The 16,349-nt window shown below is 65.0% G+C and carries 12 protein-coding genes; 5 read left to right on the forward strand and 7 right to left on the reverse strand.

The genetic code is table 11. The features are described from left to right. Window positions 1-23 precede the first annotated feature (23 nt). Both ISP20_RS19450 and ISP20_RS19455 read left to right on the forward strand, forming a co-directional pair. A complete protein-coding gene (locus ISP20_RS19450; RefSeq protein ID WP_204637791.1) occupies window positions 24-470 on the forward strand; it encodes a GatB/YqeY domain-containing protein in 447 nt (148 codons plus the stop codon). Between the two features lie 182 nt (window positions 471-652). Further along, window positions 653-823: a DUF1328 family protein gene (locus ISP20_RS19455; protein WP_204637792.1), complete on the forward strand. Its 171-nt coding sequence runs from the start codon at window positions 653-655 to the stop codon at window positions 821-823. A 21-nt stretch (window positions 824-844) separates the two neighbouring features. On the opposite strand, the gene ISP20_RS19460 is transcribed toward ISP20_RS19455, so the two are convergent. Further along, window positions 845-1,501, reverse strand: a complete 657-nt coding sequence (locus tag ISP20_RS19460) for a GNAT family N-acetyltransferase (protein ID WP_239536174.1) — start codon at window positions 1,499-1,501, stop codon at window positions 845-847. Window positions 1,502-1,633: 132 nt separating this feature from the next. Between ISP20_RS19460 and dnaG the strand changes: the two genes are divergently transcribed. From dnaG to ISP20_RS19475, 3 genes are all read left to right on the forward strand, one after another. Then, entirely contained in the window at window positions 1,634-3,397 is a 1,764-nt protein-coding gene (gene dnaG, locus ISP20_RS19465) for a DNA primase (RefSeq protein ID WP_204637793.1), read from the forward strand. 205 nt (window positions 3,398-3,602) lie between these two features. Further along, window positions 3,603-4,229 (forward strand): DedA family protein, encoded by a 627-nt coding sequence (locus ISP20_RS19470; RefSeq protein ID WP_204637794.1) that lies wholly within the window; start codon window positions 3,603-3,605, stop codon window positions 4,227-4,229. A gap of 13 nt (window positions 4,230-4,242) precedes the next feature. Beyond that, on the forward strand, window positions 4,243-4,845 hold the full coding sequence (locus ISP20_RS19475; RefSeq protein WP_204637795.1) for a pentapeptide repeat-containing protein: 603 nt from the start codon (window positions 4,243-4,245) through the stop codon (window positions 4,843-4,845). 7 nt (window positions 4,846-4,852) lie between these two features. Here ISP20_RS19475 and ISP20_RS19480 read toward each other — a convergent pair whose 3' ends face one another. The 6 genes from ISP20_RS19480 to ISP20_RS19505 all read right to left on the reverse strand — a co-directional run bounded on the left by ISP20_RS19480 (window position 4,853) and on the right by ISP20_RS19505 (window position 15,783). Further along, entirely contained in the window at window positions 4,853-6,355 is a 1,503-nt protein-coding gene (locus ISP20_RS19480; RefSeq protein ID WP_204637796.1) for an efflux transporter outer membrane subunit, read from the reverse strand. Window positions 6,356-6,357: 2 nt separating this feature from the next. Beyond that, window positions 6,358-9,459 carry an efflux RND transporter permease subunit gene (locus ISP20_RS19485; RefSeq protein WP_204637797.1) on the reverse strand — a complete coding sequence of 1,034 codons (3,102 nt, stop codon included), beginning with the start codon at window positions 9,457-9,459 and terminating at the stop codon, window positions 6,358-6,360. Then, window positions 9,452-10,561, reverse strand: coding sequence for an efflux RND transporter periplasmic adaptor subunit (locus ISP20_RS19490; RefSeq protein ID WP_204637798.1), 1,110 nt, complete (start codon window positions 10,559-10,561; stop codon window positions 9,452-9,454). The genes ISP20_RS19485 and ISP20_RS19490 overlap by 8 nt, the downstream gene beginning before the upstream one ends. Before the next feature lie 284 nt (window positions 10,562-10,845). Then, entirely contained in the window at window positions 10,846-12,495 is a 1,650-nt protein-coding gene (locus ISP20_RS19495; RefSeq protein ID WP_204637799.1) for a Na/Pi cotransporter family protein, read from the reverse strand. 212 nt (window positions 12,496-12,707) lie between these two features. Then, window positions 12,708-15,377, reverse strand: coding sequence for a magnesium-translocating P-type ATPase (gene mgtA, locus ISP20_RS19500; protein ID WP_204637800.1), 2,670 nt, complete (start codon window positions 15,375-15,377; stop codon window positions 12,708-12,710). Window positions 15,378-15,540: 163 nt separating this feature from the next. Further along, a complete protein-coding gene (locus ISP20_RS19505) occupies window positions 15,541-15,783 on the reverse strand; it encodes a hypothetical protein (protein ID WP_204637801.1) in 243 nt (80 codons plus the stop codon). Window positions 15,784-16,349: the final 566 nt, after the last annotated feature.

The raw sequence follows: 16,349 nt of genomic DNA on the forward strand, positions 1-16,349 counted from the left end.
TGTGTTTCCCGAGGAAAAGACCCATGACTCTGAAGCAACAGCTCACCGATGACATGAAGACCGCCATGCGTGGCGGCGAGAAGGATCGCCTGGGCGTGATCCGGCTGATCCTGGCGGCGATCAAGCAGCGCGAAGTGGACGAGCGCATCGAGCTGGACGACGTGCAGACGCTGGCCGTGCTGGAGAAGATGGTCAAGCAGCGCAAGGATTCGATCAGCCAGTTCGAGGCGGCGAGTCGCCAGGACCTAGCCGACATCGAGAAGGCCGAGATGAAGGTGATCGAGGTCTACCTGCCGGCCAAGCTGGGCGATGAGGAAATCGATGCGCTGATCACCGCGGCCATCGCCGAAACCGGCGCCAGCTCGGCCCGCGACATGGGCAAGGTGGTGGCGGCAGTGAAGGAAAAGGCCGCCGGCCGCGCCGACATGGGCGTGGTGTCGAGCCGCATCAAGAGCCGTCTGGCCGGCTGATCGCCCGCCACTGCTGCCGGCGCCACAAGGCGCTGGCAGGGCTGCCGGCCATCGCCTGAAGGCCGGCAGCATCACCGAACCTGCATCGTCTGCACGACGGCGCTGCACGGCCTTCACATATCGGAACCTACAACGGCACGGCCACCGGAGCCTCCGGTGCCCTTCTCCAATGGGAGCGACACATGCTTAAGTGGGCCATCATTCTTGCCATCGTTTCGATCGTTACCGGCTGGCTGGGCTTCGGCACGCTATCGGGCGTGACCGGCGCGATCGCCAAGGTGCTGTTCGCGATCTTCATCATCCTGTTCCTGCTCGCCCTGCTGGCGGTGTTCGGCATCATCCACATGGCCTAGCAAGCAGGCGCTTCGAGGGCCTCAGTCGATGAGGCGCTCCATGCGCCGGTGGTCGGGCACCCGGCCGCGTTCGTTGGCGAGTCGCGATTTGCGCTCGCCGACGACCTTGAAACCGGCGCGGCGATAGAGGGCTTCGGCGCGGGGGTTGCTGGCGGCGACGTCGAGCACCACGCGGCTGCGGCCCACGTCGCGGGCCATGCCCACCAGTTGATCGATGAGCGCGCGGCCCACGCCGTGCCCGCGCAGTTCGGGCAGCACGGCGAGATGGGCCAGGTAATGCATGTCGCCGTGGGGTGGCTGGATCACCGACTCCACGCGCAGACCGCGCGCGATGACGCCCAGGCCGCGGCGCAACCCATAGTGACGAAGGATCTGGCGGGCCGCCGCCAGCGTGAACCGCCATTTGGCTTCGGCGCCGAAACCCGCGCCCACCGCCACCACCTTGCCCTCGACCTGGCCCACCCAATGGTTGCGCCAGCCGAATTCGCCGGCGCCGTCGACGAAGCAATGCTGCAGGAAAGCCCGCGCATCGCCGCCGTCGCGGGTGGTGAACACATAGTCGAAGGCCACCGGGCCGGAGCTGTAGATCAACGGCACGGCCACGGCGGCATCTTCCGGCGCCGCCGGGCGAAAGCGCACCTGCAGGCCCGCCCCGCCCATTCCCAGCACATGTCCCATAGCACCCCCGGCCTTCGCCACGCCCCGGGTATCAGCATAGGGCAGCCTGATGTCAGCGCTAGTGGGGCACCAGGCCCTGGCTGGGGGTAAAAGCGGCCAGAGTCCTGCCGCAACCGATAGACTAGGGTGCTTATGCGCGGACGTATCCCTGACAGCTTCATCGACGAATTGCTTGCCCGCGTCGACATCGTCGACGTGATCGAGCGGCGCGTGCCGTTGAAGAAGGCGGGGCGCGAATGGACCGCCTGCTGCCCCTTTCACAACGAGCGCTCGCCGTCGTTCTACGTGAGTCCCGCCAAGCAGTTCTTCCACTGCTTTGGCTGCGGTGCGCACGGCAGCGCGGTGAAGTTCCTGATGGACTATGAGCGCCTGGAATTCCCCGATGCGGTGGAGGAACTGGCGCAGTCGGTCGGGCTCACCGTGCCGCGCGAAGGCGGCGACGACCGCGTACAACGCGAAGACAAGACCGATCTCTACGCCCTGCTCGATTCGGCCGCGCGCTGGTACGAAAACGAACTGCCGAAGAACGCCGAAGCACAGGCGTACTGCAAGAAGCGCGGCCTCGATGCGCAGACCATCCAGCGTTTTCGCATCGGCTGGGCGCCCGCCGGCTTCGATGGCGTGATGAAGGCCCTGGGTGGCAGCGAACGTCGCACGCAGCTGCTCAACGAAGCGGGCATGGTGGCTAGCAACGAGCGCGGCAGTCGCTACGACCGTTTCCGCGAGCGGCTGATGTTTCCCATCCTCGATCGCCGCGGCCGTGTGATCGCGTTCGGCGGGAGGATTATCGCCAGCGCGCCGGCCGTCCGCGAAGGCCAGCAGCAAAAGGAACCGGGGCCGAAGTACCTCAATTCGCCGGAAACGCCGCTGTTCCACAAGGGCCGCGAACTGTTCGCGATGTGGCAGGTGAAGCAGGCGAACCCGAGCCTGGCGCGCATCGTGGTGGTCGAGGGCTACATGGACGTGATCGCCATGCACCAGGCCGGCCTGCCCATCGCGGTTGCCACGCTGGGCACGGCCACCACGCCCGAACACACCGAAGTATTGTTTCGCGCGGCGCCCGACGTGGTGTTCTGTTTCGACGGCGATCGCGCCGGCCGCGCGGCCGCGTGGAAGGCGCTCGAATCGGCGCTGCCGCGCTTGCGCGACGGCCGCCAGGCGTACTTCCTGTTCCTGCCTGATGGCGAAGATCCGGATTCGCTGATCCGCAAGGAAGGCAAGGACGGTTTCGAGAAGCGCCTGAAGGCCGCCACACCGCTCTCCGAATACTTCTTCGGCGAGCTGGCGCACGACGTGGATACCGCCAGCCTCGATGGCCGCGCACGCCTCGCCGAACGCGCCCGCCCGCTGATCGCGCGCCTGCCCGATGGCGCGTTCCGCGACCTGATGGCACAGGAGCTGGAGAAGCGCACCGGTGCGCGCGCGACGCTGGAAAATTCGCCGGCACCACGCACGGCGTTGCAGCGCCCTACCGTGGTGCAGCGTTCACTGGTGCGCAGCGCCATCGCCCTGCTGCTGGCCCAGCCCGGCGTGGCCGAACAGGTGGAGCGCCCCTACGGGTTTCTACGCATGGACAAGCCGGGCGTGGAACTGCTGGCCGAACTGATCGACATGGCCCGTTCGCGCCCCGGCATCAACTCCGCCATGCTGGTGGAACATTTTGCCGAACGCTCCGAATACCCGGCCCTGCAGAAGCTGATGGCCGCCATGGTGGTGGGCGAGCCGGAAGCCCAGCGTGCGGAGTTCTTCGACGCCCTGCGACGGATGGAAGAGCAGGCCGTGATCCAACGTCGGGACTGGCTGACCGCCAAGAGCCGCGAAGGCCACCTCGACAGCGCCGAGAAAGCCGAACTGCGCGAACTCCTGGCCGCGCGAGTCACCACGCGTCCGTCCTGACCCGTGAGACAAATTCTGGGGTGCAGTCCTCCTCGGCATGAAAAGAACAGGGTTCTAACTATTGGCCCTGCAAGATTGCGCCTCAGCCCGGCCCTCTTCCGTATGGGAGCAGGGGCATGGAGCGCCCCTGCGCTGCCGCAAGCGTACGGACGTCTTCGTATGGGATCATCGGCCCCTCTTGTGAGTCACGGTTAGTCCGCCCTGCATGGAACTGCTTGAACGACTGGTCACGGTGTTCGCCGAAAACGGCTACCTCGCGGTATTCATCGCGTTGTTGCTGTGCGGCGCCGGCGTGCCGTTGCCCGAAGACATCACCCTGGTCGCGGGCGGCGTCATTGCCGGCCTGGGCTATGCCAACGTGCACACCATGTTCGGCATCGGCATGGCCGGTGTGCTGGTCGGCGATTCGGGCATGTTCCTGCTCGGCCATCATTTCGGCGCGCGCATCCTCAAGCTGCGCTTCGTCGCGCGCGTGCTCACGCCCGAACGCTACGCCAAGGTGCAACACAAGTTCGAGCGCTACGGCAATCGCCTGATGTTCATCGCGCGCTTCCTGCCGGGCATGCGCACCGCCGTGTTCATCACCGCGGGATCCACCCATCGCGTGTCGTTCCTGCGCTTCTTCCTGCTCGACGGACTGGCCGCGCTGATCAGCGTGCCGATCTGGGTCTACCTGGGGTACTTCGGCGCCGACAACCACCAATGGCTGGCGATGTGGATCCATCGAGGCCAGAACGGCCTGTGGCTGGTCGGCGCCGCGGCGCTGATCGTGGCGCTGGTGCTGTGGTGGCGGCACAAGCGGCGGGTGGCGTGCGAGTCGGGTTCGCAGTGATGCCTGCCCGCGCATGACCGAGCACACCCTGAGCGAAAGCGAATACGACGACGCCGTTTTCGAGAACCTCGATCTCACCGGCGCCACGCTGGAAGGCATCCGCTTCCGCGACTGCAGCTTCACGCGCTGCAACTTCAGCGAGGCGACGCTCGCCCGCTGCCGCTTCAGCGACTGCCAGTTCCAGGACTGCAACCTCAGCCTCGCCACCCTCACCGGCAGCGGCTTCGATGGCGTGACCTTCACCGACTGCAAGATGGTCGGCATCCACTGGACGAAAGCCCACTGGCCACGCATACGCACGGCCAGGGCCCTCGTTTTCCGGCGTTGCGTGCTGAACGACTCGTCGTTCTTCGGGTTGGACCTGCGCGAGTGCGAGCTGACCGAATGCCGCGCCATCGACGTCGACTTCACCGATGCCAACTGCGAGGACGCCGATTTCCGCGATACGGACCTGAGCGACAGCGTGTTCGCCCGCACGCGGCTGGTCGGCGCCAACTTCACCGATGCGCAGAACTACCGCATCGACCTCTTCAACAATGACGTCAAGCGCGCCCGCTTCTCGTTGCCAGAAGCCGTTTCACTGCTCTACAGCCTCGATATCGAACTGCAGGAATGACCGGGCTTCAGCGCGGCCCGGCCGCCGGGGTCGATGCCACGCTGCCCGCGTCCTGCCGATGCCACCAGCCGCCACCGAGCGCCTGGAACAGCGCCACCGTATCGGCATAGCGCGCCGCCCTCGCCTGCACCGAACTCAGTGCCGCTTGCTGCCAGACGAGCTGTGCGTTGAGCATCGCGCTTTCGCTGAGGTCGCCCAGGGCGAGTTGGCGCCTGGCGATATCAAGACTGTGTTCGGCGGCTTGCTCGGCCCGCTCGGCAGCAGCCAGCGCACGCGCATCCGCGTCGATGGCGTGCAGCGTGTCCGCCACGTTCTGCACGGCACCAAGCACGGTGCTTCGGTACTGCGCCGCTGCCTGGCGATACGCAGCCTCGGCACCGCGCTGCTTGTGCTTCAGCGAGCCACCGTCGAACAAAGGCTGCGTCACCGTTGCGCCCACCGCCCAGAAGCCGCTGCCCGCCGCGAATAACTGGCTGGTTCGTTCCGAAGCGCCACCCAAGGCCGCGTTGATCTGCACGTTGGGCAAGCGATTGGCGATCGCCACGCCGACCTGCGCACTGGCCGAATGCAGTTGCTCTTCCGCCGCACGCACATCCGGACGCTGTTCGACCAGCTGCGCAGGCAGGCTGATCGGCAGTTCGCTGGGCAGTTGCAGCGCATCGAGCTGAAACTGGGCATCGATGGGCTGATCCGGCGTTCGCCCGGTCAGGGTGGCCAGGAGATCGCGTTGTTGCGCCAGCTGCTTGTCCAGCGGCGGCAAGGTGGCGCGGCTTTGCTCCAGTACGGCGACCTGCACCGCGATGGCCGCATCGGACGCATCGCCCAGCTCGTGTTGCCGCTTCAGGGTAGCGAGGATCGTCTCCTGCTCGCCGATGATCTTCCGCGTCAGTTCCATCTGCGCACGCAACGATGCTTCCTGGATCGCCGCGTTCACCACATTGCTGGTCAGAGTGAGATACGTCGCTTCCAGCTGAAAGCGCTGTGCATTGGCCTGGGCCGCCAGCGACTCCACCTGCCGACGGTTGGCGCCCCAGATGTCGAGCGTATAGGACACGCTGACCTGCGCCGTGGTCAGCGTGTACAGGTCGGCGTTCGATGCCACGCCGCTGGCGACGTCGTTGGCATCGTTCTGGCGCGTGGAATTCGCGCTGGCGTTGACGGTCGGAAAGTACGCACCGCGTTGTGCATACACCGATTCCCAGGCGACCTGCAGCGCGGCGTGAGCCGCCTCGATATCGGCGTTGTGTTTCAGCGCGTCATCGATCAGGCCGTTGAGCGGCGCGGAGTGGAATAAGGTCCACCACTGGCCGGGAATATCCATCGAGGCCAGGACGTGCTGCGCCTCGCCGCCCGGGCCCGCCGCCGATCCCGTGTCGGTAGCGATGGGCGTCGGTGCATAGGCGCGAGCCTGGGGCGCCTCGGGCCGCTGATAGTCCGGGCCGACGGTGCAGCCAGCGAGCGCGATGGCCACGCTGAAGGCGAGCACGGAACGGTAGAGGGTCTTGGTCATGATCACAGCTCCCGCGAAGGATGCGGACGGCGCTTGCGGCGATGGCGCTCGATATAACGCTCAACGGCGAAGTAGAAGCCGGGAAGAACGAACAGCGTCAGCAGCGTGGCGATGGGCAGGCCGCCCACCACCACCGTGGCGAGACCGCGTTGCACGTCGGTGCCTACGCCTGTCGCAAGCGCCGCAGGAAGCATGCCGACGCTGGCCACCGTCGCAGTCATCAGCACCGGGCGAAAGCGCTCCGCGGCTCCTTCCAATACGGCATCACGCAGCGCATGCCCGTGCCTGCGCACGCGGTTGATGTTGGACACCATGATGATGCCGTTCTGCACCGCCACGCCAAACAAGGCGATGAAGCCCACCGCCGTGGCGATATTCAAGGTCTCGCCGCGCAGGTGCAGCGAAATCAGGCCGCCCACCGTCGCCAGCGGCACCACCGCCAGCACCATCACCGCCTGATGCAGCTTGCCGAACTCGGCGAACAGGAGCACCAGCATGATGCCCATCACCAGCGCCATCACCACGGCAAGGCGGGCTTGCGCACGCCGTTGGTTCTCGAACGTGCCGGCCCATTGCAACTGGGTGTTCTGCTTGTCGAAGTGCACCTTGGCGTCGATCTGCTGCTGAGCGTCGGCCAGGTATTCGGACAGGGCGCGATCGCGGTTGTCCACGCGGATGGTGATCTGCCGCCGGCCCTCCTCATGCGCAATGGTGCTTTCGCCGGTCTTGAAGCGGATATCCGCGACCTGCTTCAGCGGTACCTGCGCGCCTCCGGCCGAGGTCAGCGGCAGTTGGCCGATCGCCTCGATGTTGTTGGCGGTTTCGTTCGATACACGCGTGGTCACGTTGTAGATACGGTCGCCCACATAGACCTGGGTCACCGGCGCGCCGCCGATGGCCGTCTGGATGAGATTGCTGATATCGCCGATGTTGATGCCGTAGCGCGCCGCCGCATCGCGGTCCGCCGTGATGGCCAATTGAGGAATCGGCGGCTCCTGGAAGATCGACGCTTCGGCCGTGCCGCGTACCCCATGCAACACGTCGACGATCTGGTTGCCCACGCGACGCAGTTCGGCGAGGTCGTCGCCATAGATGCGCAACACCAGCGGACTGTGCGCGCCGCCGATCATGTCGTTCTCGCCATCGACGATCGGCTGGCTGATGCCCACCGAGACGCCGGGAATCTGCTGCATGCGGGCATTGAAGCGGCGCAGGAAGGCCGCCTTGTCATCGCCACGGGGCCAGCTGTCGTACGGCTTGAGTCCAACGCCGGCCTCGACGTGCGACGGCGTCCACGGATCGGTGCCGGTATCGTTGCGCCCCAGCTGCGTCACCACATAGGACACCTCGGGAAACTCGCGAATCACCCGGCGAAGATCGGCGGTCATCTCACTGGCCTTGTCCAGCGACAGGCCGGAGGGCATCTGCACCTGCAACCACAGCGAGCCTTCGTCCAGCTCCGGCAGGAACTCCCGGCCGATGGTCGCACCCAGCAGGAGCACGCCGAGCAACGCCACGCCGGCTATCGCATAGACCACCGGCAACCGCCCAAGCAGCTTGCCCAGTGTCGAGGTGTACGCGGCCTGCAGGCGCTCCAGAGGCCTGTTGCGGAACATCTTGCGCGGCTTGCGCAAGGCGAAGTACGCGAGCCCCGGCGTGAGCGTCACCGTGCACAGCAGCGCGGCCAGCAAGGCGTAGCCCACGGTGAAGGCCATCGGCCGGAACAGCTTGCCCTCGGCGTGCTCGAACGCGAACAGCGGCAGGTAGGCGGTGATGATGATCAGCGTGGCGAAGAAGATCGAGCGCCCGACATGCTTGGTCACCGTCATCACGTCGTCTTCGGTGAGGATCGAGTTCGGCCTCTCCTCGCGGCGCCGCAGGATGGCCTCGGTGACCACGATGGTGCCGTCCACGATCACGCCGAAATCGATCGCGCCGAGCGAGAACAGGTTCGCCGGCATATGGGTGAACTGCATCAGGATGAACACGGTGACCAGCGACATGGGAATCGCCACCGCCGCCACCATCGCCGACCGGGGGCTGCCCAGGAACAGGATAAGCACGATGCACACCAGCCCCACGCCTTCCATCACTGTGTGGAATACCTTCTCCTTGGTCGCATTCACCAGATCGTCGCGATCGATGTACGGCACGATACGCACGTCCTGTGCGGCCAGTTGCTGGTTGAGCTTGTCGACCGTGGCGTGGATGTTCTCCAGCACGCGCGAGGGGTTCTCGTACTTGAGCAGGTCGACGATGCCTTCGATGGTGTCCGGATTGTTGTCCTTGCCCAGGATGCCCTGCCGCACCTGGTGGCCGTACTGCAGCTTGCCCAGGTCGCGCACCAGTACGGGCACGCCGTTGCTCTGGGTGACCACGATGTCCCCCAGTTCCTTCAACGTGTGCACCATGCCGATGCCGCGCACGATGTACGACTGATCGCCCCGCGTGATGCGTCCACCACCCGCGTTCGACGTGTTCGAGGAGATCGCGCTCGTCACCTGGTTCACGCTCACGCCGTAGTGCAGCAGTTGCGCGGGATCGAGTTCGAGCTGGAACTCCTTGGTGAAGCCGCCGAAGATGTCCACGTTGGCGACGCCCGGAATCTTCTGCAGCGCCGGAATCACCACCCAGTTCTGCAGCTCTGACAGCTGCATCAGGTTCTTGCTGGTGGATTCGAGCGTGTAGCGATAGATCTCGCCCGCGGGGCCGGACACCGGATCGAGACTCGGCGTGATGCCCGGCGGCAGCGTGGCTTGCGCGATGCGCTCCGTCACCCGCTGGCGCTCCCAGTAGTCCTCGGCGCCGTCCTTGAACACCAGCGTGATCAGCGACAGGCCGAACGTGCTGCTGGAACGCATGGCCACCAGGCCGGGCGTTCCAGCCAGCGCGCGTTCCAGCGGCGTGGTGATCTGCTGCTCGATCTCTTCGGCAGCAAGTCCCGGCACCTGCGTGGTGACCTGCGCAGTGACGTCGCTCAGTTCCGGGTACGCCTCGATGGCCAGCTGCGTCCACGAGTAGTAGCCGAAGCACAGCACCAGCACCGCCACCACGATGAAGATCACGCGCTTCTGGAAGCAGAAGTGGAAGATCGCATTAATCATTGAGCAGGACTCCGCCCTTCACCACCACGCGATCGCCGGCCTTGAGTCCCTTCACTACCCGGGCATCAGCGGATTCGTCATAGCTCAGCAACACCGTGCGACGCTCGAACGTCCACGGCGACACTTCGACGAATACGGTGGTGTTGTCGTTGTTCATCAGCAGCGCGGACTCAGGCACGAAGACCTGCGCGGGTTGCGGCACCGCGATGCTGGCCTTGGCGAACATGTTCGGCTTCAGGCGTCCATCCGTGTTCGCGAACACGGCGCGCACCATGTCGCGGCGCGTGTCCGCCTGCAACACCTGGCTGACAAACGCCACCTGGCCGTGGAACAGTTGATCGGGATAGGCCGACAGCGTGGCGTCCACGGCTTGTCCCTTGGCGATGCCGCCCAGGTCGGATTCGGGCACGTTGGCCGTGATCCAGACCGAGTCGAGATCGGCGATGGTCATCAGTGGCGTGGTGGTGTCGTTGGCATACGTGCCGGGAGTGGCAGATAGCGCCGTCACGTAACCGCTTACCGGTGCGGTGATGCGGATGCTTCGCGCGGAGCCGCCCTGGCCCGAGATGTTGATCGACTGCAACCGCGTCTGTGCGCGATCCCTTTCTGCTTGCGCCTGGTTGTAGTTGCTTTGCGCCGCTTCCAGATCCTTCACCGCATTGCCGCCCGCCTGCTGCACACCGTGTGCACGCTCGAGACCCTTCCTGGCCAACGCGAGCGCGTCGGTGGCCTTGGCCACATCCGCATAGGCCTGTGCCATGTCGCCGGATTCGATCACCGCCAGCAGCTGGTTGCGCGCGACATGGTCGCCCAGCCCAACCTTGAGTTCGGTGATGCGCCCGGTGAGCGGCGCGACCACGTTGGCGGTGCGCGCCGGGTCCGATTCCACCGTGGCAGGAAACACCAGCGCGTGGGGTGCGGTGCGCATTTCGACGGGCGCCATGGTGAGCGCCTTGCGCAGCGGCGAACCATCGGGCACACGCAGCATGCCGTGTTCTTCCACCAACGGCGGAGGCGATGCCTGATCGTCGGCGCGATGAGAACATGCGGCCAACGACATGACGGCGAAGGCGATGAAGAAAGCTGTGAGTCGATGCGTCATGGGTAATCCCCTGCAGTACTTGGCATGCATGCCCGTCACGGTCACCGACCATGAGGCAATGTTTTGCGAAGGGGATGGCGCGCGTCTCGTCAGGAGACCGAGCGCATGACCCGCTCGCGGACTGGCCGTGGTCGGCCGCCGCGTGCGGGTGTCACTCCGGACGGAGTGAACGCAGAAGCGAGGACGACTGGGTCAGCAAGATTTTTCGATGTCAGTCGATGGGTCCGGATCCAATGTGCCGTTGCTCCGTTACAAGATAAGTACGATATCGAACGAGGCTTACGTCAGGTCGTCACGCGCTCGCGCACGAGACGATCCTGCAACAAGCCTGCCCGCTCCAAAGGCAGATAGGCGAGTGCCGCGAGGTGCGAGTGAATGCGCTTGAGGTCACGCAGGATGCGCAGATAGACGTCGCCGCCACCGCCGCCATCGCGGCGTTCGCGCAGCGCCCGGATATGACGCTCCGACGCTTCGTTCTCCAGCTTCCACAGCACTTCCTTGCGCGCCACCAGTTGCTGCGCGGCACGCACATCGCCGCGCAGGAACACGGTAAGGCCAAGGCGCAGGCTTTCCATCACCTGCGCATGCATCAAGGCCAGGTCCTGGATGTCCTCGGCCGAAAAATCCTGGCCGCGCTCGGCCTTCTTGGCGGCGAACTCCATCAGGTTGTTGGCGGTGATGTCGCCGATGTGCTCGATGTTGATGACGAACGCGAGGATCTCCTGGCTACGCTCGCCGTCTTCCTCGTTCAAGGCTTCACCGCCGAGATCGGTGAGGTATTCGCGGATGGCCATGCCGAGGCGATCCAGCGACGAATCCATGCGACCGATGGCGCTCGCGCGCAGCCGATCGTCCTTGCCGAATACTTCGACCAGGCCGGTGAGCATGCCTTCCACCATGTCCGCCATGCGCATGGATTCACGCGCGGCATTGGCCAGCGCCACGTTGGCCGACCCCAGCGCGCCCGCGTCGAGATATTGCGGCACACCCGGGTCATTGGGCTTGGGCGGTTCGGGCAGCAGACGCACGAGCAGGCGGGCCAGGTTGTCCACCGGCACGATGAAGATCAGCGCAAGCGCAAGATTGAATGCCGTATGGAAGTTCACCGCGATACGCGCGGGCGACGCGCCGAGCGGTGCGAGCCGGTGGGCGATCAGCGCAAGCATCGGCAGGCAGACCAGGCATCCAAACGCGCGCACCAGCAGATTGCCCATGGGCAGGCGTCGTGCCACTGGCGTATGCGCTTCCATCAGTGCGGGAATGGTGCCACCAAGATTGGCGCCCAACACCAGTGCCATGGCACCCGGCGCATCGACCACACCGGCATTCGCCAGCGAGACGATAAGCAACACCACGGCCACGCTGGAATGACACGCCCAGGTGAGCAGCGCAGCCACCAGCATCGCCAGCACCGGCTCGCTGGCCAGGCTCTGCAGGATGGCACGCAAGACCTGGGCGTTCTCCACCGGCGCCATCGCACCGACCAGCAGGTGCAGCGCGAGCAGCATCAGGCCGAGACCGATGGAGACGCGACCGATGTTTTCGTAGCTCACGTCATCGGTGCGGCGATGAATGGTGAAGCCGATCAGGATCAACACCGGCGCCACCACGGCGATATCGAACGACATCACCTGCACGATCAGCGTGGTGCCCACGTTCGCGCCCAGCATTACGGCGAGGCCCGGCGCGAGACCGAGAAAGCCGCTGGCGGCGAATGAGGTCGCCATCAGACCGGTGGCCGTGCTGCTCTGGAGAACGGCGGTAACGCACACGCCAAAACCCAGCGCGGCAGGACGATGGCCGAGATAGCGACCCATCCAGCGACGCAGCGCGCTGCCATAGCCACGCAGCACACCGCTGGTGACCATGTGCGTGCCCCATAGCAGCAGGGCGACGTAGCCGGCGATGTCGAGTAGAGCGAAGGTGCCTTTCATGGCGTACCCTCCTTGGGATCAATGGGACGCATGACGCGCCCGTGGGGGCACTCGCGCGCGTCCCGAATGGATAGCTCGTGATTCCGGCGCATGCCGGAATCCAGTGGCGATGAGCCGGGTGGTCGCCTGAAGACCCATCAGCTCTTTCGCGGCGACCGAATCTTGCCGCTACTGGATTCCGGCCTGCGCCGGAATGACGAGCGTGGTGGGGCTCACAACCAGCGCCCGTACCGCTTGATGTAGACCAGCTTCACCAGCTGCGTGAGCACGCAGTACGTAAGCACAGTCAGCGCAAGCCAGCCGAAGTACACGCCCGGCAGCGGCACCATGCCCAGCTTGCTGCCCACCGCCGAGAACGGAATCAGCATGCCGATGATGATGATCGCCGTGGTCAGCGCCAGCACCGGTGCCGAGGCGATGCTCTGCAGGAACGGGATGCGGCGCGTGCGGATCATGTGCACGATCAGCGTCTGCGTGAGCAGGCTCTCGATGAACCAGCCCGACTGGAAGAACGACTGGTGCGCGGTCGAATTGGCGCCGAACAGATACCACAGCAGCAGGAAGGTTGTGATGTCGAAGATCGAGCTGACCGGTCCGATCCACACCATGAAACGGCCGATATCGCTGGCGTCCCACTTGCGCGGCTTGCGCAGGTACTCGTCGTCCATGCGGTCGAACGGAATCGACAGCTGCGAGATGTCGTACAGCAGGTTCAACACCAGGATCTGCAGCGGCAGCATCGGCAGGAACGGCAGGAACGCGCTCGCCACCAGCACCGAGAACATGTTGCCGAAGTTGGAGCTGGCGGTCATCTTGATGTACTTGATGATGTTGCCGAAGGTGATGCGACCTTCGATCACGCCCTCTTCCAGCACCATCAGGTTCTTTTCGAGCAGGATGATGTCCGCCGATTCCTTGGCGATATCGGTGGCGGTATCCACCGAGATGCCCACGTCGGCCTCGCGCAGCGCCGGCGCATCGTTGATGCCGTCGCCGAGGAAGCCCACCGTGTGGCCCTGGCGCTGCAACGACTTCACCACGCGCGCCTTCTGCAACGGCGACATCTTGGCGAACACGGTGGTGCGCTTGACCAGTTCGTCCAGCTCGTCGTCGTTCAAGGGCTCGATGTGCTTGCCCTGTGCGGAGTGCTCCACGTCCAGGCCCACTTCGCGGCAGATCTTGCGCGTCACCGCCTCGTTGTCGCCGGTGATCACCTTCACTTCGACGCCGTGGTGATGCAGCGCCGCGATGGCGGTGGCCGCGCTGTCCTTCGGCGGATCGAGGAAGGCCAGGCAACCGACCGCGATCAGGTTGCTTTCGTCCGCCACGCCATAGGCGCGGCCGGCCGGCGGCTGGCGCTTGATCGCGACCACCAGCACGCGCAGACCATCCTCGTTGAGGCCGCGCGTCATGGCCTTGATGTCGGCGCGCATCTCGTCCGTCATCGGCAGGATCTCGTCGCCCGCCTTGGCCGACGCGCAGATCGACAGCATTTCCTCGACGGCGCCCTTGCACACCAGCAGCTCATTGCCGTCGCCGTTGCCCAGCACCACCGACATGCGGCGGCGCTGGAAGTCGAACGGGATCTCATCGACGATGCGGTAGTGCTGCGCGACCACTTCCAGGTCGCGATGGGTCAGCACCGCCTTGTCCATCAGGTTCTTCAGGCCGGTCTGGAAACGGCTGTTGAGATAACCGTATTCCAGCGCTTCGTCCGACTCCTCGCCGTACAGATCGAGGTGGCGTTCCAGCACGATCTTGTCGAGCGTCAGCGTGCCGGTCTTGTCGGTGCACAGCACATCCATCGCACCGAAGTTCTGGATCGCGTTGAGGCGCTTCACCACCACCTTGCGCTTGGACATCGCCAGGGCGCCCTTGGCGAGGTTCGCCGTGACGATCAGCGGCAGCATCTCGGGCGTCAGGCCCACCGCCACCGACAGCGCGAACAGGAACGCTTCCCAGAAGCTGCCCTTGTCGTACCAGTTGATCGCCAGGACGATCGGCACCATCACCAGCATGAAGCGGATCAGCAGCCAGCTGACGCTGTTCACGCCGCGATCGAAGCTGGTCTGCACGCGCTCGCCCACGATGGTGCGCGCCAGCGAGCCCAGGTAGGTACGCGAACCGGTCGCAACGACCACCGCCGTCGCGCTGCCGCTCACCACGTTGGTGCCCATGTAGCAGACGGTGGGCAGATCCAGCGGATTGTCGCCGTGCTGGCTGCCTTCCATTTCGTCGGCGCCATGCAGGTGCGCAGGGGCGGACTTCTCCACCGGCAGCGATTCGCCGGTGAGGATGGCCTGGCTGATGAACAGGTCCTTCGCCGAGACCAGGCGCAGGTCGGCGGGCACCATGTCGCCCGCAGCGAGATGCACGATGTCGCCGGCAACCAGTTCGCTCACCGGCACTTCGATGCGTTCGCTATGGCCGTCGGACGCGCGGCGCGTCACCGTGGCCGTGTTGCGCACCATCGCCTTGAGTTTTTCGGCGGCCTTCGAGGAGCGGTATTCCTGGGTGAAGCTCAGCAACACGCTGATGCCCACCATCACCGCGATGATGATCGGCCCGGTGAGGTCGGAGCTGTCCGTCGCCAGCTGCACGATCGCCAGCACCAGCAGCACGATGATGAACGGGTTCTTGAACGCCGTCAGCAACTGCACCGACCAATGCGGCGGCTTCTCGTGCGACACCTCGTTGAGGCCGTCACGGTCCAGCCGTTCGGAAATCTGTTCTTCGTTGAGGCCGGCGGCGCTGGTATCGAGCGCTGCGTACAACGCTTCGTTGTGGCGGAACGCTTCCTGCGCGACCGCCACGCGCACCGGCGCGGCGGCGCTCGTGCCGGCCGTCTTGCCTGCGACGGACTGGGTGGAGTGCTTGAACATGACTCGCTTCCGTGAAATCGGTGACATCTGAGCCGGACCAGCGAGTCGGCGGGGCTAGCCCGCGCGTGACGCCAATACCTGCGCTACGAACTTCGGCGCAATCGATGCCACAAGACTGGTGGAGGCCAGCCCTTGCACGGCAGTTCGAAGCGCGAGGTCTTCATCAGTGACTGGATACCAGCTGCAGATGACGATGCGCTTGCGAAACGGCATGTTCCGGCCGGCGGGCACCCTGGCGGGCGCGCGGAGCCTCGGAAGAACGGTGCAGATCGGACGACGGGGAATCCTGCGCCTCGCCCAGCGGGGCAGGCACAGTAATCGTCCAGGAACGACGGGTATCGGCACGACGGCTCGCCAGCGGGCGGGCTGCCACACGCAGACGGAAGAATTCGCGAAGGAGCTTCATGGCCCTTTCTCCTCATTAACGGCGCCAACGGCACCGTCAGAGGTGGGCCGGTCTTCCCTAGTCGAGGAAAGCGCCAGCCGACCGCAGGCGGTCGCCGCAGCAGATCAGCTTGTTATGCAATGCCGGCACCCGATGCTCGCGGATGTCGACGTTGCGACTAGGGTAAACGTCCATATGCCTTGGGTTGATAGGACAGAGGCCACTGAGGGCACGTAACGCCCGGTAGCGGGCGAATTGTCTTGCTGCGGTGCGCAAGTGTCAACCCTGTGACGGGGATTTGTGGGGCGAAAGTTGTTGCGGTCAGCGGTGATCTGGGAATGTGTTTCCGCTGTGATCGGGTTCCGTGGCGAATCGCTGGGCCTTTCTTTAGCGATACCGCAATCTGGCTCGCCTGCCGCGGGCTTCCGCCCTCCTGCCGGAGGCCGGGTCACTTTTCTTTGCTTGCCCAAAGAAAAGTAAGGCAGTCTCTAATATCAAGTGCAACGCCCTTTGGGAGGTGATGCATGGGTCGGCACTACAACCATCTAAGCGCCGAAGAGCGAGGTGCGATCATGGTGGGCAAGGCA

It is taken from the genome of Dyella kyungheensis, from assembly GCF_016905005.1.
Lineage (GTDB): Bacteria > Pseudomonadota > Gammaproteobacteria > Xanthomonadales > Rhodanobacteraceae > Dyella > Dyella kyungheensis.